At 64.6% G+C, this 23,031-nt stretch carries 21 protein-coding genes; 1 reads left to right on the top strand and 20 read right to left on the bottom strand.

The window, feature by feature from the left end; genetic code table 11:
• Nucleotides 1–21: 21 nt before the first annotated feature.
• The 13 genes from dxr to proS form a co-directional block, all read right to left on the bottom strand.
• Nucleotides 22–1,230, bottom strand: coding sequence for a 1-deoxy-D-xylulose-5-phosphate reductoisomerase (gene dxr / locus VH499_RS18065; RefSeq protein WP_332054138.1), 1,209 nt, complete (start codon nt 1,228–1,230; stop codon nt 22–24).
• Nucleotides 1,221–1,916 carry a phosphatidate cytidylyltransferase gene (locus VH499_RS18060; protein ID WP_332054137.1) on the bottom strand — a complete coding sequence of 232 codons (696 nt, stop codon included), beginning with the start codon at nt 1,914–1,916 and terminating at the stop codon, nt 1,221–1,223. Before VH499_RS18060 ends, dxr begins: the two co-directional genes overlap by 10 nt.
• On the bottom strand, nt 1,897–2,637 hold the full coding sequence (locus VH499_RS18055; protein WP_332054136.1) for an isoprenyl transferase: 741 nt from the start codon (nt 2,635–2,637) through the stop codon (nt 1,897–1,899). The genes VH499_RS18060 and VH499_RS18055 overlap by 20 nt, the downstream gene beginning before the upstream one ends.
• The gene (gene frr, locus VH499_RS18050; protein WP_332054210.1) at nt 2,637–3,197 is read right to left on the bottom strand and encodes a ribosome recycling factor; all 561 of its coding nucleotides are present in this window, start codon (nt 3,195–3,197) and stop codon (nt 2,637–2,639) included. The genes VH499_RS18055 and frr overlap by 1 nt, the downstream gene beginning before the upstream one ends.
• Nucleotides 3,194–3,919 (bottom strand): UMP kinase, encoded by a 726-nt coding sequence (gene pyrH, locus VH499_RS18045; protein WP_332054135.1) that lies wholly within the window; start codon nt 3,917–3,919, stop codon nt 3,194–3,196. The genes frr and pyrH overlap by 4 nt, the downstream gene beginning before the upstream one ends.
• Nucleotides 3,920–3,993: 74 nt before the next feature.
• Nucleotides 3,994–4,920 (bottom strand): translation elongation factor Ts, encoded by a 927-nt coding sequence (gene tsf / locus VH499_RS18040; RefSeq protein ID WP_332054134.1) that lies wholly within the window; start codon nt 4,918–4,920, stop codon nt 3,994–3,996.
• Between the two features lie 73 nt (nt 4,921–4,993).
• Nucleotides 4,994–5,779, bottom strand: a complete 786-nt coding sequence (gene rpsB, locus VH499_RS18035) for a 30S ribosomal protein S2 (RefSeq protein WP_332054133.1) — start codon at nt 5,777–5,779, stop codon at nt 4,994–4,996.
• A gap of 220 nt (nt 5,780–5,999) precedes the next feature.
• Nucleotides 6,000–7,007: a DUF72 domain-containing protein gene (locus VH499_RS18030; RefSeq protein WP_332054132.1), complete on the bottom strand. Its 1,008-nt coding sequence runs from the start codon at nt 7,005–7,007 to the stop codon at nt 6,000–6,002.
• On the bottom strand, nt 7,004–10,447 hold the full coding sequence (gene dnaE / locus VH499_RS18025) for a DNA polymerase III subunit alpha (protein ID WP_332054131.1): 3,444 nt from the start codon (nt 10,445–10,447) through the stop codon (nt 7,004–7,006). Before dnaE ends, VH499_RS18030 begins: the two co-directional genes overlap by 4 nt.
• A gap of 58 nt (nt 10,448–10,505) precedes the next feature.
• Nucleotides 10,506–11,186, bottom strand: coding sequence for an ABC transporter ATP-binding protein (locus tag VH499_RS18020; RefSeq protein ID WP_332054130.1), 681 nt, complete (start codon nt 11,184–11,186; stop codon nt 10,506–10,508).
• Complete coding sequence (locus VH499_RS18015; RefSeq protein ID WP_332054129.1) at nt 11,179–12,438, bottom strand: ABC transporter permease; 1,260 nt, start codon at nt 12,436–12,438, stop codon at nt 11,179–11,181. The genes VH499_RS18020 and VH499_RS18015 overlap by 8 nt, the downstream gene beginning before the upstream one ends.
• Nucleotides 12,431–13,747 carry an ABC transporter permease gene (locus tag VH499_RS18010; RefSeq protein WP_332054128.1) on the bottom strand — a complete coding sequence of 439 codons (1,317 nt, stop codon included), beginning with the start codon at nt 13,745–13,747 and terminating at the stop codon, nt 12,431–12,433. The genes VH499_RS18015 and VH499_RS18010 overlap by 8 nt, the downstream gene beginning before the upstream one ends.
• A gap of 19 nt (nt 13,748–13,766) precedes the next feature.
• The gene (gene proS, locus VH499_RS18005) at nt 13,767–15,092 is read right to left on the bottom strand and encodes a proline--tRNA ligase (RefSeq protein WP_332054127.1); all 1,326 of its coding nucleotides are present in this window, start codon (nt 15,090–15,092) and stop codon (nt 13,767–13,769) included.
• A 143-nt stretch (nt 15,093–15,235) separates the two neighbouring features.
• On the opposite strand from proS, the gene VH499_RS18000 reads away from it, so the two are divergent.
• On the top strand, nt 15,236–16,528 hold the full coding sequence (locus VH499_RS18000) for an NCS2 family permease (protein WP_332054126.1): 1,293 nt from the start codon (nt 15,236–15,238) through the stop codon (nt 16,526–16,528).
• 263 nt (nt 16,529–16,791) lie between these two features.
• On the opposite strand, the gene VH499_RS17995 is transcribed toward VH499_RS18000, so the two are convergent.
• The 7 genes from VH499_RS17995 to VH499_RS17965 all read right to left on the bottom strand — a co-directional run.
• Complete coding sequence (locus tag VH499_RS17995; protein ID WP_332054125.1) at nt 16,792–17,040, bottom strand: DUF1467 family protein; 249 nt, start codon at nt 17,038–17,040, stop codon at nt 16,792–16,794.
• A gap of 9 nt (nt 17,041–17,049) precedes the next feature.
• Nucleotides 17,050–17,454: a methylmalonyl-CoA epimerase gene (gene mce / locus VH499_RS17990; protein WP_332054124.1), complete on the bottom strand. Its 405-nt coding sequence runs from the start codon at nt 17,452–17,454 to the stop codon at nt 17,050–17,052.
• 25 nt (nt 17,455–17,479) lie between these two features.
• Nucleotides 17,480–19,132, bottom strand: coding sequence for a ribonuclease J (locus VH499_RS17985; protein ID WP_332054123.1), 1,653 nt, complete (start codon nt 19,130–19,132; stop codon nt 17,480–17,482).
• The gene (locus VH499_RS17980; RefSeq protein ID WP_332054122.1) at nt 19,129–19,893 is read right to left on the bottom strand and encodes a type III pantothenate kinase; all 765 of its coding nucleotides are present in this window, start codon (nt 19,891–19,893) and stop codon (nt 19,129–19,131) included. Before VH499_RS17980 ends, VH499_RS17985 begins: the two co-directional genes overlap by 4 nt.
• Before the next feature lie 14 nt (nt 19,894–19,907).
• On the bottom strand, nt 19,908–20,642 hold the full coding sequence (locus VH499_RS17975) for a biotin--[acetyl-CoA-carboxylase] ligase (protein ID WP_332054121.1): 735 nt from the start codon (nt 20,640–20,642) through the stop codon (nt 19,908–19,910).
• A complete protein-coding gene (gene nuoN, locus VH499_RS17970) occupies nt 20,639–22,081 on the bottom strand; it encodes an NADH-quinone oxidoreductase subunit NuoN (RefSeq protein ID WP_332054120.1) in 1,443 nt (480 codons plus the stop codon). The genes VH499_RS17975 and nuoN overlap by 4 nt, the downstream gene beginning before the upstream one ends.
• A gap of 19 nt (nt 22,082–22,100) precedes the next feature.
• Nucleotides 22,101–23,031: NADH-quinone oxidoreductase subunit M (locus VH499_RS17965; protein ID WP_332054119.1), on the bottom strand; the 931-nt coding region annotated here is incomplete at its 5' end.

Below are 23,031 nucleotides of genomic sequence, written 5' to 3'. Positions count from 1 at the left end.
GACCATAAATCTCTTTCTTCTTCAATTAGTTAGGCTGTGACCTCTGACGGCCTCTTCTGCCCGGCGTCGCGCCTCGCGGTCCGCCGCATGGACTTGCTGCAGCGACTCGACAGAGCCCGCCAGTCCCGTTGTGGCCGCCAGGACATCCTCAACGATCCGCGCAATGTCGAGAAAGCCGATCCGCCGTGACAGGAAGGCCGCGACAGCCACCTCGTTGGCCGCATTCAACACGGTCGGCGCAAATCCGCCCAACACCAACGCCTCACGTGCCAGTCTTAAAGACGGAAAGCGGCTGGAATCGGGCCGCTCGAAGGTGAGTGGAGACAGGTTGGTAAAATCGAGACGCGCGGCTGGACCGTCGATTCGAGCCGGCCAACCCAAAGCGTGACTGATCGGTACCCGCATGTCGGGCGTGCCGAGCTGTGCCAGCACCGATCCGTCCCGGTAGGCGACCATCGAGTGGATGACCGACTGGCGATGAACCACGATCTCGATCTGCTCCGCCGGCAGGCCGAAAAGCAGGTTTGCCTCGATGAACTCGAGGCCCTTGTTCATCATGGTCGCCGAATCGATCGAGATCTTGGCGCCCATGTCCCAATTGGGATGGGCCAAAGCCTGTTCCGGCGTCGCGGTCGCCATTTCCGCGAGTGACCAGTCGCGGAACGGGCCGCCTGATGCCGTCAGCACCAGCCGGTCGACCGCCTGGCGCTGGCCCGGCTCGAATACCTGGAAGATCGCATTGTGCTCGGAGTCGACGGGCAGCAGCACGCCCCCTGACAACTCGATTGCGTCCATCAGCAATCGGCCTGCACAGACCAGCGCTTCCTTGTTGGCCAGCGCCACCATGGCTCCGCGCCGCGCGGCAACCAACGTCGATTCGAGGCCGGCGAATCCGACCACTGCCGCCATCACCCAGTCGGCCGGCCGCGAGGCGGCCTCAACCACGGCCTCCGGTCCCGCCGCCACCTCGACCGAAGTGCCTGCCAGCGCATCCTTCAGGGCCTGATAGCGCAACGGGTTGGCCACGACGGCAAGTCGAGCGCGCAATCGCCGTGCCTGATCCGCCAGTGCCTCCACCGAGTTGCCCGCGACCAACGCCTCCACACTGTAGCTTTCGGGATCGTGATCGATAAGGTCGGCAGTGCTCTGCCCGACGGAGCCGGTCGATCCGAGAATGGTGATGCTACGCGGCTTGTCGCGCGAAGGTGCGGTCCGGCGCATCATGCCCATGGCCAAGCTCCTCCAGCGATCAGGCGGGCCAGTGCGATGACGACCAACGCGGCGATCAGTCCGTCGATGCGGTCAAGCAGTCCGCCATGGCCGGGAATCAGATGGCCGCTGTCCTTCAGTCCGACGCGGCGCTTGGCGGCAGACTCCAGCAGATCGCCGGCCTGAGCAATGGCCGCGATGCCCACCCCTACCAAAGCCAGCGCAATCGTGTCGCCATGGCTGAACGCCAAGCCACATGCCGCGCTTGCGACAGCCGAGAAGCACATGCCGCCGATCAGACCCGACCAAGTCTTGGCCGGACTGATCGTTGGCGCAAGCTTGGCCCCGCCGGCCAGACTGCCGAGGAAGTAGGCTCCGATGTCGGTCGCCCAGACGGAGACGATGATCCAAAGCACCGTCTCCCGGCCAAAATCCGGCTGGTGTCGCAGCCAGAGCAGGGCAACCACCGCGGCCAGGCCGTAGAGGATGGCGAAGCAGCGCGCGACAGGTTGTCCCGACGTGAGCCTGATCCATTCGTTCAGCACAATAGGTGCAGCGACGGCTGCCATCAGATCAATCCAGGGGAAACCGAACCAGATCGCCGCCAGGCATAGTGGCCCGAGGATCACGGCGGAGACCATGCGCGGCAGCAGCCCGCGGAACTGCCGCGGCCGCGCGGCAGGGGTACTAGCTGCCAACGCCGCCATAGCGCCGTTCCCGCCGCCGGAACTCGGCAACGGCCTCCTCGAGATGATCCTTCTCGAAATCGGGCCAGAGGGTATCCACGAATACGAGCTCGGCATAGGCGCACTGCCAGAGCAGGAAATTGCTGATGCGCTGCTCGCCGCTGGTGCGGATCAGCAAATCGGGGTCAGGCACGCCCGCGGTCAATAGCTCCTTCTCGAAGCGCGCATCATCGATCTCATCGGCATCGATCTCCCCTGCCGCCGCCTTCCGTGCAAGGCTTCGGGTTGCGCGCAGGATCTCGTCGCGTGCGCCATAGTTGATGCAGATGTTGACGTCGATGCGGGCGTTGGCGCGGGTCTTGGCCTCAGCCTCGGCGATATCGCGCACGATGTCGGGTGCCAGCCGGTCGCGATCGCCAATGACGCGCAGCCTTGCCCCGTTGCGCGCGAGCTCATCGAGCTCATGCCGCAGATAGTGCCGCAGCAAACCCATCAAGTCGCTTACCTCGGCCTCCGGCCGCGTCCAGTTCTCGGTCGAGAAGGCGAATAGCGTGAGGACGGGAATGCCGAGCTCGCCCGCTCCCCGGATCACGCGGCGCACCGCATCGGCGCCGCGCCGGTGGCCGGCGACGCGAGGCAGGCCGCGCGCCTTCGCCCACCGGCCGTTACCATCCATGATGATGGCGACGTGGTGTGGACCTGGCGGGGTACCGGCACTGGCGGGCAGCGGCGCAGTCGACATCAGACGGTCTTGATCTCCTTTTCCTTGTGGGCGAGCGCGTCGTCGACAAGCTTGACGTAGCGGTCCGTGAGCTTCTGGACTTCGTCGGCGCGTTGGCGGTGCTCGTCCTGTGAGATCTTGTGATCCTTTTCCGCCTTCTTCAGGGCATCCATACCGTCGCGCCGCACATTGCGCACGGCAACGCGTCCCTGCTCGGCGTATTTGTGGGCAAGCTTCGCCAATTCGTTGCGCCGCTCGGCGGTCAGTTCGGGGACGGGGATGCGGACCAGCTGTCCATCCGGCGACGGGTTGAGACCGAGTCCGGCCTCGCGGATCGCCTTGGCGGTGGAGACGACCAGGCCCTTGTCCCACACGTTGACGGTGAGCAGGCGCGCTTCGGGCGCGCTCACCGTGCCGACCTGGTTGAGCGGCATGCGCTGCCCGTAGGCCTCGACCATGACCGGGTCGAGCAGATTGACCGAGGCACGGCCGGTACGCAGGCCCGCGAACTCCTTCTTCAGGGAGTCCATGGCGCCCTGCATTCGTTTCTCGAGTTCCTTGAGGTCTGTGCTCATGTTCAGCCCTCGTCCTTGATCACGGTAAAGGTGCCCTGTCCGGCCATTGTCTCGGCGAAGGCGCCGGGCTTGTGGATGTCGAATACGATAATTGGAATCTGATTCTCGCGCGCGAGCGAGATGGCCGACGCATCCATCACCTGGAGGTCGCGCGACAGCACGTCCATGTAGCTGAGGGCATCATAGCGCTTGGCGCTCTTGTCCTTGCGCGGATCGGCCGAATAGACACCGTCGACCTGCGTACCCTTCAGCATCGCGTCGACCCCCATCTCCGCGGCGCGCAGGGCTGCTGCGGTGTCGGTCGTGAAGAATGGATTTCCCGTGCCGGCGGCGAAGATCACCACCCGGCCCTTGTCCATATGCCGGGCGGCACGGCGGCGGATATAGGGTTCGCACACGGTCGTCATCGGAATGGCCGACTGTACACGTGTCTGCAGCCCTTTGCGCTCCAACGCGCTCTGCATGGCCAATGAATTGATGACCGTGGCGAGCATGCCCATGTAATCGCCGCTCGCCCGGTCCATGCCGGACGCCGCTGCCGAAACGCCGCGGAAGATATTGCCTCCGCCGATCACCAGGCACACCTGCACGCCCATGTCGTGCACCGCCTTGATCTCCTGGGCCACCATGCCAACCATTACGGGATCGAGGCCGTATTCCCGATCCCCCATGAGCCCCTCGCCCGAGAGCTTCAACAGGACGCGACGATAGCGAGGAGCCGACGGCATTCAGTGCCTCAGACCAGAGGAGTTCTTGGGCGACACGGGCCAAACGCCCCGTGCACCGGGGTATTTCATCAATACTACTTCTTGAGCTGAGCGGCCACCTCAGCCGCAAAATCTTCCGACTTCCTCTCGATTCCCTCACCGAGGGCGAAGCGCAGGAAACCTGCAATGCGGACCGGCGCGCCAACCTGCTTGGCCGCATCTTCGACCACCTTGGACACTTTGGTCTTGCCGTCGATCACAAAGGCCTGCTCCAACAATACGACCTCCTGATGGAACTTGCGCAGGCCGCCTTCCACCATCTTGGCGACGATGTCGGCCGCCTTGCCGCTCTGCCCCGCCTTCTCTGCCAGCACCGCGCGCTCGCGCTCAACGGCCGCCGCGTCGAGCTCGGTCACTGTCAGCGATTGCGGATTGGTCGCCGCCACATGCATGGCGAGCTGCTTGGCCAGCGGCGCAAGCTTTGCCTTGTCACCCGCCGACTCGAGCGCCACCAGTACACCGATCTTGCCCAGATCGGGCGCCACGGCATTGTGCGTATAGGCCACGACCACGCCATCGGACACCGAGAGGGATGCCGCGCGGCGCAGCGACATGTTCTCGCCAATCGTGGCGATCAGGTTGGTGAGTTCGGCCTGCACGTCGCGCTGCGCTCCCGGAAACGGGGTCGCCGCCACTCTGGCGAGGTCGCCCCCCTGCTCCAGCGCGATCTTCGTGACTGCTCCCACGAACTTCTGGAACTGCTCGTTGCGGCCCACGAAGTCCGTCTCGGCATTGACCTCGACCACGGCGCCCCTGGTTCCTGCCGCCGCGACGCCGACCAGGCCTTCGGCGGCGACACGGCCCGCCTTCTTGGAGGCGGCGGACAGGCCCTTGGTGCGCAGCCAGTCGACGGCTTTCTCGAGGTCGCCCTGGACCTCGTTCAGGGCCTTCTTGCAATCCATCATGCCGGCACCGGTCTTCTCGCGCAGTTCCTTGACGAGCGATGCGGTGATCTCAGCCATCTTCAAACTCCATTCGGTACAATTAAGGGCCGGTCTTGCGACCGGCCCCGCGATTCTTCTGCCAGAGGGGCCGCTATTGGGCCGGCGACGCCGCTGCCCCGCCGTCGGCGGCCGGAACTTCCTCGGCCGGCGGCTCAGACAGCTCGCCCACGTCGCCCCCCGAGGCCGCGATCTCGGCCCGGATGCCATCCAATACCGCGCTCGATATCAGGTCGCAGTAGAGCGACACGGCCCGAATCGCGTCGTCGTTGCCCGGGATCGGAAAGTCGATGCCCTCGGGATCGGAGTTGCTGTCGAGCACGGCCGCGATCGGAATGCCGCGCTTGCGCGCCTCCTGCACCGCGATCGCCTCCTTGTTCGTGTCGATGATGAACAACATGTCGGGCGTGCCGCCCATCTCCTTGATACCGCCCAGCGACCGTTCAAGCTTGTCGCGTTCGCGGGTAAGGTCGAGCTGCTCCTTCTTCGTGAGGCCCACGACATCGCCCTTGAGCCGATCATCGAGCTCGCGCAGGCGCTTGATCGAGGCAGAAATCGTTTGCCAGTTGGTGATCATGCCACCGAGCCAGCGATGGTTCACATAGTACTGGCCGCACCGCCGTGCCGCCTCGGCGACACGGTCCGCGGCAGCGGCCTTGGTGCCGACGAACAGCACACGGCCGCCATTGGCGACGACCTGGCGCACCTGCTGAAGTGCCTGCTCCAGAAGCGGCACGGTCTTGGTGAGATCGATGATGTGGACCCCGTTGCGCACCCCGAACAGGTACGGCTTCATCTTCGGGTTCCAACGCCGGGTGTGGTGGCCAAAATGGACCCCCGCTTCCAGCAACTGACGCATCGTGAATGTCGGCATGGCCATGCCGTTCTCTCCTTTTCCGGTTGGGCCTCCGCGGGCGCCGTCCCTGCCGGGACACCGGAGCGAGCGTCGGGATATCTCCCCGTCGACCGCAAACCCGCGTGCGAAGTGCCGCGGTTCTAGGGCGTTCTTTTCCGGAAAGCAAGCGCAGCTTTGGGCCGCCGGGTAGCCTACTGGCGGCAATTTAAACTGCTGTAACAGTGTATTGGAAGCCGTTTTTGATCTACAAGGTCGCGTCGATTTCCTGGGCAAGCTTCAGAAGTGAAAGGGGCGCACTGCCCTCCGCCTTGTTGTTGGCGATGATCCAGGTCTTGCGCCCTGCCCTGAAGGCCGCAGCGGCCATGCGGGCGAGGCTTCGGCGCGTCTCGATATCCTCGTCGACCAGCTTGTCGAACGGCTCGTAGCGCCGCCTGGCCGCTTGGTAGAGGAAACCCCGGTGCAGGTTCCAGCGCACCACCAGATCGCCTGGAACGTCGCCGTCGAGCGCATGCAGGGCCGCTTCCTGCCGCTCTACCTCGGGCATGCGGTCGTGCAGGCCCACGCAGTAACGGACCCCCGTCTCGCCTAGCGTACGCATCAGCCTTGGCGTCAGGAGCTCGGCATTACGCAATTCGAGGGCATAGCGCGGCTGCAGACTCCCGAGGCCCCTCGGCAAGGCGGCGAAGAAGGCGGCCAGGCGCTCGATCAGCAATGGCGCTTCCTCTACCAGGCCGCGCGGCAGCGGCGACACCTGGAATACCAGCGGCCCCGCCTTCGCGCCCAACCCTTCCAGGCATGGCACGACGAATTCACGGGCCGCGATGCCAGGATCGAGGAAGTGGGAATTGGCGACCCTGCCCCGACCTTCCTCGTCGCGCGTCACGGCATCGCAGACCAGCGCGGGCGCCTTCACTACGAAGCTGAAATCGTCCGGCACCTGCGCCGCGTAGCGCGCATATTCTATGGTGGTGATGGGCGCGTAGAACGTGCGGTCGAGACTGACGGTGCGCAGGAGCGGAACCTGGGCGTAGGCTGCCAGCCCCTTCTTGCTGAGCGTTGTTTGCGGATGGATCCGCTCGTAAATCAGCCCGCGCCAGCCGGGAAAGAACCACGACGAGGTCCCGAGGCGAATGTCGCTCGGCAGGGCCGGCGCCTGCAGAAGCGGCGAGTCCCAGGAGGGCTGCACCTCGTCGGGCGCGGATGTCGACCGTCCGGGCGGCGACTGGTCGAACAGGCTCGGCTGGCGGCTCAAATCTCCTCCACCTGCACGACCCCCGGCAGCGTGCCGATGATGTCGCGCAGGCCGCCGGAAGTCGAGTAGGTCCCGGGCAGTGTCACCTCGGCTTCCGCCTCTTCCGGTATGGAGACGACCAGGGTCACCCGCCCGCGGCCGCGCTTGCCGTCGAGTGTCTTGCGCAACGCCTCGAGTGCCACCGGATCGGAGATGGCGATGCGCAAGCCGGCCGCCGCGTTTGCCACGGCTTCATCGAGTTTCTCGACCGATTGCGCCATCAGCTTGACCTGTTCGCCATCGAGCCGCCCATCCGCGGACACCAGGACCGCCTGTCCTGCCTCGAGCAGTTGACGCTTGCTGTTCAGGACCTCGCTGAAGCAGGTGAGTTCGAAGGCACCGGACTGATCGGAGCATTGCACGAAAGCGAAGCGGTTGCCCTTGGCGGAGACCCGCTCCGTCCGGTCTATTACCGTCCCGGCAAGCTTGATCCGCCCCGGCGCGCCGCGCGCCAGCAAGGTGGGCAGGTCGGCCGCGCGCACGACCCCCAGCCGTTGCAGGCTGCGCTCGTAGGCGGCCAGAGGGTGCGACGAGAGGTAGAATCCGATCGCCGAGAACTCCTGCTGCAGACGTTCCATCGGCGCCCAGTCCGGCACCCTGGGAAGCTGGGGCCGGCGCTGGGCGGTGTCGTCGCCGAACAGGTTGTTCTGGTTGCTGCCGCGCGACTCGTGCGTCGCCTGCGAATGGCGCAGCAGCGGTTCGATGGCACCGAAGCTCTGGGCGCGATTCTTGTTCAGCGTGTCGAAGGCGCCCGCTTTGACGAGGCTCTCGACCAGCCGCTTGTTCAGCACGCGCTGATCCAGCCGCTCGGCGACGTCGAACAGATCCTTGAACGGACCATTGCCCTCGCGTTCGGCCACCAGCCGCGCCATGGCGTCGCGGCCGACGCCTTTGATCGCCGCCAGTGCATAGCGGATCGCCTTCTTGCCGTCTGGCGTTTGCTCGACCGTGAACTCGGCGGAGGACCTCGTCACGTCGGGCGGCAGCAACTCGATGCCGAGCTTGTCGAGATCGCGCCGATAGCCGTTCAGCTTCTCGACGTTGCCCATGTCCAGGGTCATCGTCGCAGCGAAGAACTCCACCGGGTGATTGGCCTTGAGATAGGCCGTCTGGTAGCAGACCAGCGCATAGGCCGCGGCGTGGCTCTTGTTGAAGCCGTAGCCGGCGAACTTGTCGACCTGATCGAAGATCGACGAGGCCTTGTCCTTCTTGACGCCGTTCTTTTCGGCACCCTCGATGAAGGTGGCGCGCTGGGCGTCCATCTCCGCCTTGATCTTCTTGCCCATGGCACGGCGCAGCAGGTCGGCGCCGCCAAGCGTGTAGCCGCTCAGCACTTGCGCGATCTGCATCACCTGTTCCTGATAGATCATGATGCCGTAGGTTTCCTTGAGGATCCCTTCCAGCATCGGGTGCAGATAATCGGGAGTCTCCTCGCCATGCTTTCGCTTGATGTAACTCGGAATGTTCTCCATCGGGCCAGGTCGATAGAGGGCAACGACGGCGATGATGTCCTCGAAGCGGTCCGGCTTCATCTTGCGCAGCACGTCGCGCATGCCGTTGCCTTCGAGTTGGAACACCCCGCTGCCATCGCCGCGGGCCAGGAGCTCGAAAGTCTTGCGGTCGTCGAGCGGAAGTCTGGGAACGTCGATCTTGTCGCGCCCGATCAGGTCGCAGGCCTTCTCGATGACGGTGAGCGTCTTGAGGCCTAGGAAATCGAACTTCACCAGTCCCGCCGTCTCCACCCACTTCATGTTGAACTGGGTGGCCGGCAGGGACTCCTTGTTGTCGGTGTCTCGATAAAGCGGCACCAGCTCGGCAAGCGGCCGGTCGCCGATCACCACGCCTGCCGCATGCGTCGAGGCGTTGCGGTAAAGGCCTTCGAGCTGCAGCGCCAGATCAATCAGGCGCTTGATCTCCTCGTCCGACTCGTATTGGTCCTTGAGAAGCTGCTCGGTCTCGAGCGCCCTGGCGAGTGTCACGGGATTGGCCGGATTGTTCGGCACCAGCTTGCAGATGCGATCGACCTGGCCGTAGGGCATGCCAAGGACTCGGCCGACATCGCGTAACACGGCGCGGGCTTGCAGCTTGCCGAAGGTAATGATGGCGGCGACGCGGTCGTGACCATATTCATCGCGCACATAGCGGATGACCCGGTCGCGCTTGTCCTGACAGAAGTCGATGTCGAAGTCCGGCATCGATACGCGTTCGGGATTGAGGAAGCGCTCGAACAGAAGCCCCCAGCGCAGCGGATCGAGGTCGGTGATCTTGAGCGACCATGCCACCAGCGAGCCCGCGCCCGAGCCGCGGCCCGGCCCGACCGGGACGTCGTTGTCCTTTGCCCACTGGATGAAGTCGGCCACGATCAGGAAGTAACCGGCAAAGCCCATCTTTTCGATCATGTCGAGCTCGTAGGCGAGCCGTTCCTCGTACGTCTTGAAGTCGATGTGGCCGGCGAGCCGCCCCAAGCGCTTCAGATCGTCAAGGCCGGAGCGGGCGAGCGCGCGCAACGCCTGGCCTTCCGAGCGGCCTTCGAGCTTGGTGTAGCTCGGCAGGATCGGCTTGCGCGGCGCCGGCATGTAGGCGCAACGCTGCGCCACGACCAAAGTGTTGTCACAGGCCTCCGGCAGATCGGCGAACAGTCTGCGCATTTCGGGCGCCGACTTGAAGTAATGCTCCGCAGTTAGCCGGCGCCGATTGGGATCGTCGATATGCGCACCCTGCTCGATGCAGAGCAACACGTCGTGCGCCTCGTGCATTCCCGCCGTCGGAAAATGCACGTCGTTGGTGGCGAGGAGTGGAAGACCCTTCTCGTAGGCAAGAGCGAGCAGCGGCTCCTCGATACGCCTCTCGACGTCCTCGCCGTGACGCTGGAGCTCGATATAGAGCCGGCCATCGAAGATCTTTCGCAGCCGGTCGAGTTGATGCCCTGCCGCCGGGGCCTGACCTGCGATCAACAGGCGGCCGAGCGCGCTGCCCGTACTGCCGGTCAGCGCCAGAAGGCCGTCGGTGTGCCCTTCCAACTCCTCCAGCGGCAAGGCCGACAGCGAGCCTGTCTTGAATTCGAGATGCGCGCGGCTTACCAGCCGCATCAGATTGACATAGCCCGCCTCGCTCTGCACCAACAGCGACAGCCAGTCGACGGAGGGCACCTTGGCGGCCGCGATGCCTCCCTCCTCCGCGCGCCGAATGGCCAGATCGCAGCCGATGATCGGCTGCACGCCGCTGCCGGCGGCGTATTGTGCGAACTCCAGCGCTCCAAACAGATTGTTGCGGTCGGTGACGGCGACCGCCGGCATCGCATCTTCCTTGGCGAGCGCCACGATCTTGTCGATCTTGTTGGCGCCCTCGGTGAGGGAATAGGCGGAGCGAACCTTGAGGTGGACGAAGTCGGCGATGGGCACGCGCCACTATTGCGCGCGAACCTTGTGGAAAGCGAGGCAGACTTTCGCCCGTACGCCTCTAGCTCAGCACCCCATCCTTCAAATGTACGGTGCGGTCCATGCGCGCCGCGAGCTCGGGATTGTGGGTGGCAATCAGTGCCGCCATTGCGGTCTCCCGCACCAGCGTCAGGAGCTGCCGGAAGACCGCGTCCGACGTTGTCGAATCGAGGTTTCCAGTAGGCTCATCGGCGAGCAGCACGCGCGGCGCGTTCGCGACGGCGCGAGCGATCGCCACGCGCTGCTGCTCGCCGCCGGAAAGACGGCCCGGGCGATGGTCGGCCCGGTCCTTCAGCTGCACCATGGCCAGTAGCTGCGCCGCCCTCAGCCTGGCCTGGCTGCGGGACAGGCCGTTCAGCATCTGCGGCAGCATCACGTTTTCCAGCGCCGAAAATTCCGGCAGCAGATGATGATATTGGTAGACGAAGCCCAGGAATTTTCGTCGCAGCGCGGTGCGCGGGCCGTCGGGAAATGTCTCGACCGAGCGGCCATCGACCACCACGTCGCCTGCATCGGGCCGTTCGAGCAGGCCGGCTATGTGCAGCAGGGTCGACTTGCCGCTGCCGGACTGCCCAACCAGAGCGACGATTTCGCCGGCACGGAGGTCGAGCGAGACGCCGCGCAGGACCTCTAGCCGGCGGTCACCCTGGGTGAATGTACGCACGATACCGCGCAGGGAGAGCAGGCAATCGCCTTCACTCATGACGGAGCCCTTCGACCGGTTCGATTTGGGTGCTGCGCCACGCGGGATAGGCGGCAGCCGCGAGCGACAGCAGGATCGCCACCAGAACAATAGACAGAACTTCGACGGGCTGCACGCGTACAGGCATTGAGGTGATGAAATCGACCTCCGCACCGCCGCTGCCGGCAGCGCCGGTCAAAGCCGTCAGCAGCCGCCCGATTGCCGGCATGTTGGCGCAGACCAGCAGTCCAAGCACCGTGCCGGCCACGGTGCCGATGACACCGACGCCAGCCGCGGCCATGAAGAAGGCCCGGATGATCGTGCCCGGCCCCGCCCCCATGGTCCGCAGGATCGAGATGCTGCCGCGCTTCACCCGCACCAGCATGGTGAAGCTCGCGACCACGTTCATGGCCGCCACCAACACGATCAAGCTCAGGATGATGAACATCATCACGCGCTCGACCTGGAGGGCGCCGACGAAGCGCGCGTTGAGGCCCTGCCAGTCCGCCACCTTCAGATCGTCCCGCCGCAATGCCCCGCGGATGGCGTTTGCTACCTTGGGCGCCTCTGCCGGGTCGGGCACCTCGATATCGATCGAACTCACGGTACCGCGGCTGTATTCGAGATCGTCCTGCAGCATGGACAACGGCAGGAACACAAAGGTCGAGTCGAATTCGTAGCGCTTGCTGATGAAACTCGCCAGGACCTCGAAGTCGGTGTAGCGCGGTGCGATCGTGCCGTTGTCGTTGAGTCGCTGGGTTATCACTGTGACTTTGTCGCCGATCTGCAAATTGAGTGCCTGCCGCAGCCTGTCGCCCATCACCACGCCCGGCCGCGTGCCGAACGATCCAAGTTCACCACGCACGATGTTCTTGCTGACGATGTCGCGTGACAGCAGGTCCTCGGTACGCACTCCCCGCAGCACTGCGCCACGGGTCTGACCGTTCGCGGTGACGAGAGCCTGGCGCTCGAGCGTGAGATGCACGGCTTCCACTCCCGGCACGCGCCCGAGCGTGGTGACCAGCTCGGCGGTCGCGTCCAGCATGCCGCTGCGTGCAGTGACGACGACGTCGCCGTTCATGCCGATTAGGCGGCCGATCAGCTCCTGCCGGAAGCCACCCATGACCGACAGCACGACGATCAAGGTCGCCACGCCGAGGGCCACGCCGATCAGCGAAAAGATCGCGATGAACGACAGGAAGCCTTCGCGCTGGCGCGTCGCTAGATAGCGCCAGGCGAGCCATCGTTCGACAGCTTGCGCCCGCTCACTCACGATGCAGGCCCTCCACCGGATCGAGCCGCGCAGCCCGCGCCGCCGGATAGAGCGACGCCACCAATGCGAAGAAGATCGCCATGAAGGCAATCCCCACGACCTCCTGCCAGTCGATGTGCGACGGCATCTCGGCCAGCAGATAGAGCGTCTCGTCGAACAGCACGAGGCCGAAAGTATGCTGCAGCCATTGCCGGATCGCCTCGATGTTGTCGGCGAAGGCCAGGCCCAGGATCACGCCGACCGCCGTACCAGTGCCACCGATCATCAGCCCGTCGATCAGGAACAGGCGCAGGATGACGCCGCGCGTGGCCCCAACGGTGCGCAGGATCGCGATGTCGGCGGTCTTGGTCCGCACCAGCATGACCAGGCTGGACACGATGTTGAAGGCGGCCACCAGCATGATCATGGTGAGCACCAGGAACATCACGTTGGTCTGAGCCTCGATAGTCGAGAAGAATCCGGCATTGGCCTGGAACCAGTCGAACGCCCAGCCCTGCAGGCCGACGGCCTGTGTGGCCAGCCGACGCGCCTTGGGAAGCGAGGCCGTGTCGTCGAGAAAGATCTCGATCGTCGTCACCTTGTTGCCGAGATCGAGCAGCCGCTGGACGTCGACCAGCGGCGCATAGACGAAATTCGCGTCGTAGTCGTACATGCCGGCGCAGAAGATCGCGCTCACGCGCGCGCTGCCCGAGCGCGGCATGACGCCGAGCGGCGTCGCCACCGAGACCGGTGACACGAGCTGCAGGCGGTCGCCAACCTTCAGCCCCATCAGGTCGGCGAAGCGCCGGCCGATGACCACGGTGAACTGATCGCCGAAACCCTTGAGCGAGCCCCAGTCGATGGGCTTCTCGCTGCTGTCGCCGCGGCAGAGGTTGCGGTAGCGTTCGCGCACCGCCGGTGGGCCGTCGATGGCGGCCGATAACGGCAGTCGCGCCTTGAAGTCCTCGGGCCGCATGCCGCGCAAAATTACGCCACGCACCTTTTCGCCCGCGACCGCGATCACCTGCCCCTCGGCCGAGGGCGTGGCCGACACCACGCCCGGGATCGCGCGCAGGCGTGCCAGGAGATCGGGCGTCGCCTCGAGCCCTTCGCGATTGCCCTGGACGCCGAGTTGACCGCTGATGGCGGACATCTGGCGCAGCATCTCGATGCGAAAGCCGTTCATCACCGCCATGACGACGATCAGCGTGCCGACGCCCAGGGCGATGCCGGCGAGCGAGAAGCCGGCAATCACCGAGATGAACCCTTCCTCGCGCTGCGCGCGCAGATAGCGGAAGGCGATCAGGCGCTCGACGGCGGCGAAGGCCATGTTGAAGATCGGATGGGCGTCAGCGAAGCCGCATCGACAGTTCGGCCACGACGTGGTCGATGGCCAGTTCCTCGCGGATGCTGGTCTTGCGATTCTTCAACTCGACCTTGCCGGCGGCAACGCCCTTCGGCCCCACGATCACCTGCCACGGCGTGCCGATCAGGTCCATATCGGCGAACTTGGCTCCCGGTCGCAATTCGCGGTCGTCGTGCAGTACGGTGATCCCGTTGGCCTGGAGCGACTGGCAAAGCCTGTTGCAGGTCCCTGCGACTGCACCGTCGTCCGGCTTTAGATCGACGACAGCCACCTTGAACGGCGCCACCGATTCCGGCCAGATGATGCCGGCCGCATCGTGACTCGCCTCGATGATGCCGCCGACCAGACGTGACACACCGATACCGTAGGATCCCATCTCGACCGTGATTTGCTCGCCGTTCGGGCCGGCCACGACTGCGTTCATCGGCTTGGAATACTTGGTGCCGAAGTAGAAAATATGGCCGACTTCGATTCCGCGGGCAGCCAACCGGTCGCCCTCCGGGATCTTCTCGAAAGCCGTCTTGTCATGCATCTCGTCGGTGGCGGCATAGAGTGACGTCCACTCGTTCACGATCGGCTGCAGGTCCCCGCTATAGTCGACCTTTCGACTTAGGATGTCCTTGTCGACCAGGCCCTTGTGGCAGAACACCGCGCTTTCGCCGGTGTCGGCCAGCACGATGAATTCGTGGCTGAGATCGCCGCCGATCGGCCCGGTATCGGCCCGCATGGGGATCGCCTTCAGGCCCATCCGCGCGAAGGTGCGAAGATAGGCGACGAACATCTTGTTGTAGGAGCGGACCGCGCCCGCCTTGTCGGTGTCGAACGAGTAGTTGTCCTTCATCAGGAACTCGCGTCCGCGCATGACGCCGAAGCGCGGCCGCACCTCGTCACGGAACTTCCACTGGATATGATAGAGGTTTTTCGGCAGGTCCCGGTAGCTTTTCGCACCGTCGCGGAACAGGACCGTGATCATCTCCTCGTTGGTTGGACCGAACAGCATCTCCCGATCGTGACGATCCTTGATGCGCAGCATCTCGGGGCCATACGCATCATAGCGCCCGCTTTCGCGCCACAGGTCGGCCGACTGGATGGTCGGCATCAGCACTTCCTGGGCCCCCGAAGCGTCCTGCTCCTCGCGGACGATGCGCTCGATGTTCTTCAGCACCCGAAAGCCGAGCGGCAGCCAGGCATAGATGCCGGCGCTGGTCTGGCGGATCAGTCCCGCGCGCAGCATCAACCGGTGCGAGACGACCTGCGCTTCCGCCGGATTCTCCTTCAGGGTCGGCAGGAAATACTGGCTCATGCGCATGCTTGGTCGATCCTCGCTCGTGCTGCCCGGAATGGCCGCGGACTGTAGGGAACGCGCCTTCCAAAGGCAAACCGCGCGCCCGCGACTGGTTTTGCACAGGCTGATGCCCGCACACTGCCATCGTCTCCGGGGGAGGTGCATCCATGCTCGAACAGTTCTTCAGGTTGCGCGAAAACAATACCAATACGCGGACCGAGATCGTGGCCGGGATCACGACGTTTTTGACGATGGCCTATATCATTTTCGTCAATCCGCAGATCCTTGGGCTGGCCAAGATGCCGGCCGATGCGGTGTTCGTATCGACCTGTGTCGCCGCCGCTATCGGCTGCTTTCTGATGGCCTTCGTGGCCAACTACCCGATCGCGCTGGCGCCCGGCATGGGGCTCAACGCCTACTTCGCGTTCGGTGTGGTCGGCGGCATGGGCTACAGCTGGCAGGTGGCCCTTGGCTGCGTGTTCATCTCCGGCGTCATCTTCTTCATCATCAGTGTGCTGCCGATCCGGGAATGGATCGTCAACGCCATCCCGAAGTCGCTGAAAATGGCCATTGCGGCCGGCATCGGGCTGTTCCTGGCGCTGATCGCGCTCAAGAACGCCGGCATCGTCGTCGGCAACGAGGCGACCCTCGTCACCCACGGCAAGCTCGCGAGTTGGCCTGTCCTGATGGCTACGCTGGGCTTCGCACTGATCGTCGCCCTGGAGCATCGTCGCGTGCTGGGCGGCGTGATCATCGGTATCCTGGCGGTGACGGCGGTATCGATGCTCGCGGGCCAGCAGAAGTTCGGCGGCTTCTTCGATGTCCCGCCTTCCATCGCGCCGGTCCTGCTGCAGATGGACCTCGCCGGTGCCTTCAAGGTCGGCCTGGTGACGGTGGTCTTCGCCTTCCTGTTCGTCGACCTGTTCGACAATACCGGGACGCTGATCGCACTCGCCCATCGCGGCGGCTTCATGCGGCCAGACGGCACCGTCCCGCGGCTCAATCGCGCGCTGATGTCCGACAGCGCCGCCGCCATGATCGGCGCCGCGGTCGGCACCTCGACCACGACCAGCTATATCGAGAGCGCCTCGGGCATCAATGCCGGCGGCCGCACCGGGCTCACCGCGATGACCGTGGGCGTGCTCTTTCTGCTGGCGCTCTTCGTCGCGCCGCTTGCGGGCTCGATCCCGCCTTACGCCACGGCGCCGGCGCTGCTCTATGTCGCCTGTCTCATGGCGCGCGGGTTGACGGAAATCGAATGGGCCGACGTCACCGAAGCGGCGCCGGCGGTTATCACGGCGATTGCCATGCCCTTCACGTTCTCGATCGCAGAGGGTATCGCATTCGGCTTCATCTCCTACGCAGGCATCAAGATTGCCGCAGGCAAATTCAGGGACGTCCATCCCGCCGTCGCCGTCCTGGCTGTGCTGTTCGTGATCAAGTATCTGGTCATTGGCTAGTCAGATGACGCCCTTGGTCATTTGCTTGTTTTCATCTCCGCCGGTCTCATAACAATCAAACCGTCAAGCCCCTGCACTCGAAAGAAAAGGTCTTGGCAAAGCAAAGATGACAGGCTAAAGAGCCTGCCACTTGGCACGGTCCGAGTTTAGGGAGGAGAGCGGCTTAAGCCGCCGGACTACGAGTTTCGGGGTTGAGAAACGGCGGGCACGAGCCCGCCGTTTTTCGTTTTCAGCAACTTGGTGCCGGCTTCCAGGAGATCGGCTCAATATTTGCCGGCCCACTGGCGGAAGTTGAAGATGTCCGCCTGATGCAAGATGTAGAAGCCGATCCACACGACCGCCGCGACCAGAGACGTAATGACAACCTTGCGCAGGATCTGCGGTTTCTCGGGCGCCCCGCGATCCTGTCCGGGCCCCGGATTTTCGACCCGGCTTACGCCAAGCGGCAGGACCGCGAACAGCATGATCCACCAGATGACCAGGTAGACCATGATGCCGGTGGCCCAGTCCATGGCGGCTTTTCAAACCTGCTCGAGTTCGATCAGCGTTCCCGTGAAATCCTTTGGATGAAGGAACAGAACCGGCTTGTCGTGGGCGCCGATCCTGGGCTCGCCGTCGCCCAGCACCCTCGCGCCGCCGGCCTTGAGCCTGTCGCGCGCGGCGTAAATGTCCTCGACCTCGTAGCAGACATGGTGGATGCCGCCATCGGCGTTCCGCGCCAGAAAGTTGGCGATCGGCGATTTTTCGCCGAGCGGATGCAAGAGCTCGATCTTCGTGTTGGGCAACTCGACGAACACGACGGTGACGCCGTGCGCCGGCTGAGGTTTGGGCGCACTCACCTTCGCCCCCATCACCGTCCGGTAGATTTCCGCCGCCTTGTCGAGATCGGGCACGGCAATGGCGATATGGTTGAGGCGTCCGATCATTTCGCTCTCCGGGTCGTCGCCAAGCCTAGATGCGGACGACGTGGACGTCCGTCAACGGCTTCTTGCCGAGATGCGCGCGCACGACGCGGCGCACCGCCTGACGGGCCGCCTCCTCGATCCGGCTATTGTCGTGGCGCTCGGCTGCGCTCAAGTCGGCCAGCATCTCGTCGAGTGCCGCCATCGCAGCCTGGACGATCTCGCCCTCGGTATCCGCGATGCCATGCAGCGAGACCCGCGGCGGTGCAAGCGGCTGGCCTTGGTCGTCGATAACCAGCGTCGCCGAGGCCGAGCCGTTCCACAGGAGCTTTCGTCGCTCCCGCAAGGCCTCCCCCTGGACCGGGGCCACGATATCACCATCCCGCGCCAGCCGGCCGGCATGAACATGATCCACGATCGTGGCCGGGCCGGGCGCCAGACGCACCAGCACGCCATTGGGCGCGAGGACGGTCTCCGGCACCTGACAGCCGCGTGCCAGGGCCGCGTGCTCCATCATGTGGCGGATCTCGCCATGCACGGGGACGGCGATCTTCGGCCGTACCCATTGGTATACCCGCACCAATTCGTCGCGCGCAGGATGGCCCGAAACATGGATCTCGACGTCGCGGTCCGTGATCACCTCGATCCCGCGCGCCAGAAGCTCGTTCTGCAGGCGTCCGACCGACCTTTCATTGCCCGGGATGACACGTGAGGAAAAAATGGCCGTATCGCCCGACTCCAGCACGACGTCGCGATGCTCGCCGCTCGCGATCTTGGCCATCGCCGCACGCGGCTCGCCCTGGCTTCCGGTGCAGATGTAGAGGACCTTGTCACGCGGCAGATAGCCCGCCTCGCGTTCCGCCACACATTCGGGAAAATCGAGCAGGTAGCCGCATTCCTGAGCCGCCTCGACCATGCGCTGCACCGCACGTCCCGCCAGAACCGGATGCCGCCCGGCGGCAACGGCGGCCTTCGCGATACTCTCGACACGCGCCAGGTTCGATGCAAAGCAAGTCACGGCAACGCGGCATTTGCGGGGCTTCACCAGCTTCTCGAGGTTGGCGCGCACCATCGCCTCCGATCCCGCTTCGCCCTCGACGAAGACATTGGTGCTGTCGCACACCATGGCGAGAGCACCTTCCTCGCCGATACGCTTCAACGTCGCCTCGTCCGTGACCTCGCCCAGGAGAGGCTCGGGATCGATCTTCCAGTCGCCTGTGTGGAACACCGTCCCGAACTTGGTACGAATGGCGAGTGCGTTCGGCTCCGGGATCGAGTGCGTCATGGTGATCATCTCGAGCTCGAACGGCGCCACCGTGAACCTGGCCCCGAGCGCGATCTCGGTTATAGGCACTGCGTCCGTCAGGCCGGCCTCGGCAAGCTTGCGGCGCAATACCGAGGCGGCAAAGGGCGAGGCGTAGACCGGCGCGCGCAGGCGGGGCCAGAGATCGGGCACGGCACCAAGATGATCCTCATGCGCGTGCGTCAAGACGATGCCGACAAGATCGTCGCGCCGCTCCTCGATGAAGGCGGGATCGGGCATCACGACCTCAATCCCGGGCGTGCTGTCGTCGCCGAAGGCGATGCCGAGGTCGACCATCAACCACTTGCCGGCATGGCCGTAGAGGTTGAGGTTCATGCCGATCTCGCCTGCTCCGCCCAAGGGAAGAAAAAGAAGTTCGTCGGCGGCCGGAACGGTCATTTGCTGTTGCGCCGATGGATTTCGATCAGACCTCGGACTGTGATGTCGGGCACGATCTGTTCGATCACGGCCGTGGAACCGTCGAACACCGGGGCAAGACCGCCGGTGGAGATCACCCGCATCGGCCTGCCGAACTCGGCCCGGATACGTCCGACGATACCCTCGATCAGCCCGACATAGCCCCAGAACACGCCGGAATGCATGCACGCCACCGTATTGGTGCCGATGACGTGCCCCGGCTTCTCCACCACGATGCGCGGCAAGAGCGCGGTCGCATTGACCAGCGCTTCGATGCTGAGATTGATCCCGGGCGCAATGACGCCGCCGCAGTAGCTGCCCTCCTCGTCGACGACGTCGAAGGTCGTGGCGGTGCCGAAGTCGACGATGATCATCGGCGTCCGGGGAAACAGCACGGCGGCTCCGACCGTATTGCAGATGCGATCCGCTCCCGCGCCCTGCCCCTTGATTTCCACGCCGTACGCGATGCCGGGTTCTCCGAGCACCAGAGGCGTGCACTCGAAATAGCGTGTGCACAGACGGCGCAGGTTGAAGGTGGCCTGCGGCACCACGCTGGCGATGATGGCATCGGTGATCGAGTCCGGTTCGATACCTTCCATCGCCAGGAGCTGGAACAGCCACACGGCGTGCTCGTCGGCGGTGCGCATCGCCGACGTGTGCTGACGCCATTCGCCGACGATCTTGTCACCGTCGACGATGCCGAACTTGACGTTGGTGTTGTTGGCATTGATGGCCAGCAGCATGTCGATTGTCCCCTTCAGGTCGCACGGCCCAACAGTTCGCCGGCGACGATCCTGCGGAATCCGGCTGGAGTATCCAGCAACAGCGCCCCATCCTCGCCGATGCCGGCAAAGCGGCCGCGTACCAGCTCCTCGCCGAGCTTCACATCCACGTCGAGGCCGATCGGACCTGCCTTCGCGAGCCAGGCCGCCCGAACCGCGCCAAAGCCGTCGCACCGCCATTGCCCGAGACGTGCCGCCAGCGCCGCGGCGAGTTTCTCCAGCGCGGACTCGACCGTACCGCCCAGCATGGCGGCGCGATAGCGCATCTCGGGCAGCTGCGGCGTGGAGCCCACATTGACGCCGATACCCATGACGACGTGCTCGACCTTACCGTTCAGGCCAATGGCGCTTTCAGGCAGGATCCCGGCGATCTTGCCGCCGTCGACGAGGACGTCGTTTGGCCACTTGACCCGCACGAAGCGCGCGGGCGAGACAATGTCGGCCACGGCGAGCGCGGCAACGAAGCCGAGTTCGGCGGCGCGCGGCGCCATGCAATCGGGCCTCAGCACGGTAGAGCTATAGAGATTTCCCGCCGGCGATGCCCAGTGTCGTCCACGGCGACCCCGCCCCCCGGTTTGCTCGCGTGCCCAGACCACCGTGCCTTCGGCCGCACCGTCGGCAGCGAGGCGCGCCGCCTCGTCGTTCGTGCTGCCGACGCTCTGCAGCGCGACCAGCGTCCACCCGTCCGGCAGGACGGGCGCCGAGGTCACGGGAACAGGCCCTTGGCCGCCGCCGCGGCGACCACACTGAGTGGCTGGGGGGCTAGCGAGAAGACGGCGACAAGAAACGCTGCCGCGAGGGCCACGGCGCGATTGATGCCAAAGGCCGTCCGATCGAGCGCTTCGGCCGGCTCGTCGAAATACATCACCTTGACGATGCGCAGGTAGTAGTAGGACGCCACGACCGAGGCCAGCACACCCAGCACGGCCGGCCAGAAGAGTTGGGCCTCGACCGCCGCCATGAAGACGTAGAGCTTGGCCCAGAAGCCCGCCAGCGGCGGGATGCCTGCCAGCGAAAACATGAAGAGCAGCATCGTGAAGGCCAGCAGCGGCTGGGTGCGACCGAGGCCGGCAAGATCGGAGACGTCCTCGACCATGACGTCGCGACGCTTCATCAGCAGGATGACCGCGAATGCGCCGAGCGTCATGACGAGATAGATGGCGAGGTAGAAGACCATCGCCTGGATGCCCTTCTCCGTGCCGCTGGCCACACCCAGCAAAATGTAGCCGACATTGCTGATCGACGAATAGGCCATCAGGCGCTTGATATTGGGCTGGCGGATGGCCGCAAATGCCCCGAGCGCCATGGACAGAACGGACACGACGACGATGATCTGCTGCCACTCGGCGAACAGTGGCTTGAACGGCCCCATCAACACCGAGACCGTGAGCGAGATTGCGGCGATCTTGGGCGAGACCGAGAAGAACGCCGTCACCGGCGTCGGCGATCCCTCGTATACGTCCGGAGTCCACATATGGAAGGGCACCGCAGCAATCTTGAAAGCAAGGCCCGCCACCACGAAAACGAGGCCGATCACCGTCCCGAGCTCGCCCGCCTTGCCGTCGAGCAGAGCGCGCGAGATCTGGACGAATGCCGTGCCGCCGCAGAAGCCGTAGATCAGCGACGCCCCAAACAGCAGCATCCCCGAGGCGACGGAACCGAGGACGAAGTACTTAACGCCCGCCTCGGTCGAGCGCAGGCTGTCACGCTGGAAGGCGGCGATCACGTAGAGCGCCAGGGACTGCAGTTCCAGGCCAACATAGAGCGACATCAAGTCGTTGGCGGAGATCATCAGCATCATGCCGAGCGCCGACAGCGCCACAAGCAGCGGATATTCGAAGCGCCAGACCTTCACGCGCTCGAAGTAGGCGCGCGACATGGGAATGGCTATCGCCGATCCCACAAGCATCAGCACCTTCATGGTCCCGGTCAGCCGATCGACCACGAACAGGGAGGCAAAAGCCGTGCCTTCGCGGTAGGGCACGAAGATCAGGATGGCTGTCACCAGCAGCGCGACCGAGGTGGCCGCCGCGATGAACCGCACCGAGCCTTCGCCGCGCAGCACGCCATAGAGCAGCAGCAGCGACGTCACGGCCGCCAAAAAAATCTCCGGCCGGGCCAGCGTCCAGGATTCGAGACCGATGGGCATATTCTCTACTCCCCGCCGCTCACGGCTTCGCCGAGGCCGTGTGCGCGAGCTTGATGGCCGCGTTGTAGTCGCCGATCAGCTTGTCGACGGCGGGCGCCATGGGATCGAGGAACGAGGCGGGATAGACGCCCATCCACAGGGTGATCAGGACCAGCGGCAGGAACACCACGATCTCCCGGCGATTCATGTCCAGGATGGCCTTCAGCGACTCCTTGGTAAGCTCGCCGAAGATGATCTTGCGATACAGCCAAAGCGCATAGGCTGCGCCCGTGATCAGGGCGGTCGCCGCCAGAAAGGCGACCCAGGTATTGGCCTTGAAGGTGCCGACCAGGACCAGAAACTCGCCGACGAAGCCCGAGAGCCCCGGCAGGCCGACACTCGCCAAAGTGAAGAACATGAACACGAAGGCATAGCGCGGCATGCGATGCACCAGACCGCCATAGGCAGCGATTTCGCGAGTATGCATGCGGTCGTAGACAACGCCGACGCAAAGGAAGAGCGCGGCCGAAACGATGCCGTGGCTCAGCATCTGGAAGATCGAACCCTGCACGGCCTGCATGTTCATGACATAGATGCCGATCGTCACGAAGCCCATATGGGCGACCGATGAATAGGCGATCAGCTTCTTCATGTCCTCCTGCACCAGCGCGACCAGCGAGGTGTAGATGATGGCCACGATGCTCAATCCGAAAATCAGCGGTGCAAAATACTGCGTCGCCTCGGGCATCAGCGGCACCGAGAAGCGAATGAAGCCGTAGCCGCCCATCTTCAGCAGGATGGCCGCCAGGATCATGCTGATCGGCGTGGGCGCTTCGACGTGCGCGTCCGGCAGCCAGGTGTGGAACGGCACGGCCGGCACCTTGATCAAAAAACCGAGCATCGAGAGCAGGAAAAACGTCTTGGCCAGCGCCGATGCAGCGCCCATGCCCTTGCCGAGATAAGCCTGCGCC

It is taken from the genome of Reyranella sp. (assembly GCF_036558665.1).
Lineage (GTDB): Bacteria > Pseudomonadota > Alphaproteobacteria > Reyranellales > Reyranellaceae > Reyranella.
The sequence above is the reverse complement of the archived record's forward strand: the minus strand, read 5'-3'. Positions and strand labels throughout refer to the sequence as shown.

Coding starts and splice junctions, on each gene's coding strand:
- dxr (WP_332054138.1), bottom strand. CDS start 1,230: ATGGGCATGATGCGCCGGACCGCACCTTCGCGCGACAAGCCGCGTAGC.
- VH499_RS18060 (WP_332054137.1), bottom strand. CDS start 1,916: ATGGCGGCGTTGGCAGCTAGTACCCCTGCCGCGCGGCCGCGGCAGTTC.
- VH499_RS18055 (WP_332054136.1), bottom strand. CDS start 2,637: ATGTCGACTGCGCCGCTGCCCGCCAGTGCCGGTACCCCGCCAGGTCCA.
- pyrH (WP_332054135.1), bottom strand. CDS start 3,919: ATGCCGTCGGCTCCTCGCTATCGTCGCGTCCTGTTGAAGCTCTCGGGC.
- tsf (WP_332054134.1), bottom strand. CDS start 4,920: ATGGCTGAGATCACCGCATCGCTCGTCAAGGAACTGCGCGAGAAGACC.
- rpsB (WP_332054133.1), bottom strand. CDS start 5,779: ATGGCCATGCCGACATTCACGATGCGTCAGTTGCTGGAAGCGGGGGTC.
- VH499_RS18020 (WP_332054130.1), bottom strand. CDS start 11,186: ATGAGTGAAGGCGATTGCCTGCTCTCCCTGCGCGGTATCGTGCGTACA.
- VH499_RS18010 (WP_332054128.1), bottom strand. CDS start 13,747: ATGGCCTTCGCCGCCGTCGAGCGCCTGATCGCCTTCCGCTATCTGCGC.
- proS (WP_332054127.1), bottom strand. CDS start 15,092: ATGCGCATGAGCCAGTATTTCCTGCCGACCCTGAAGGAGAATCCGGCG.
- VH499_RS18000 (WP_332054126.1), top strand. CDS start 15,236: ATGCTCGAACAGTTCTTCAGGTTGCGCGAAAACAATACCAATACGCGG.
- VH499_RS17995 (WP_332054125.1), bottom strand. CDS start 17,040: ATGGACTGGGCCACCGGCATCATGGTCTACCTGGTCATCTGGTGGATC.
- mce (WP_332054124.1), bottom strand. CDS start 17,454: ATGATCGGACGCCTCAACCATATCGCCATTGCCGTGCCCGATCTCGAC.
- VH499_RS17985 (WP_332054123.1), bottom strand. CDS start 19,132: ATGACCGTTCCGGCCGCCGACGAACTTCTTTTTCTTCCCTTGGGCGGA.
- VH499_RS17980 (WP_332054122.1), bottom strand. CDS start 19,893: ATGCTGCTGGCCATCAATGCCAACAACACCAACGTCAAGTTCGGCATC.
- nuoN (WP_332054120.1), bottom strand. CDS start 22,081: ATGCCCATCGGTCTCGAATCCTGGACGCTGGCCCGGCCGGAGATTTTT.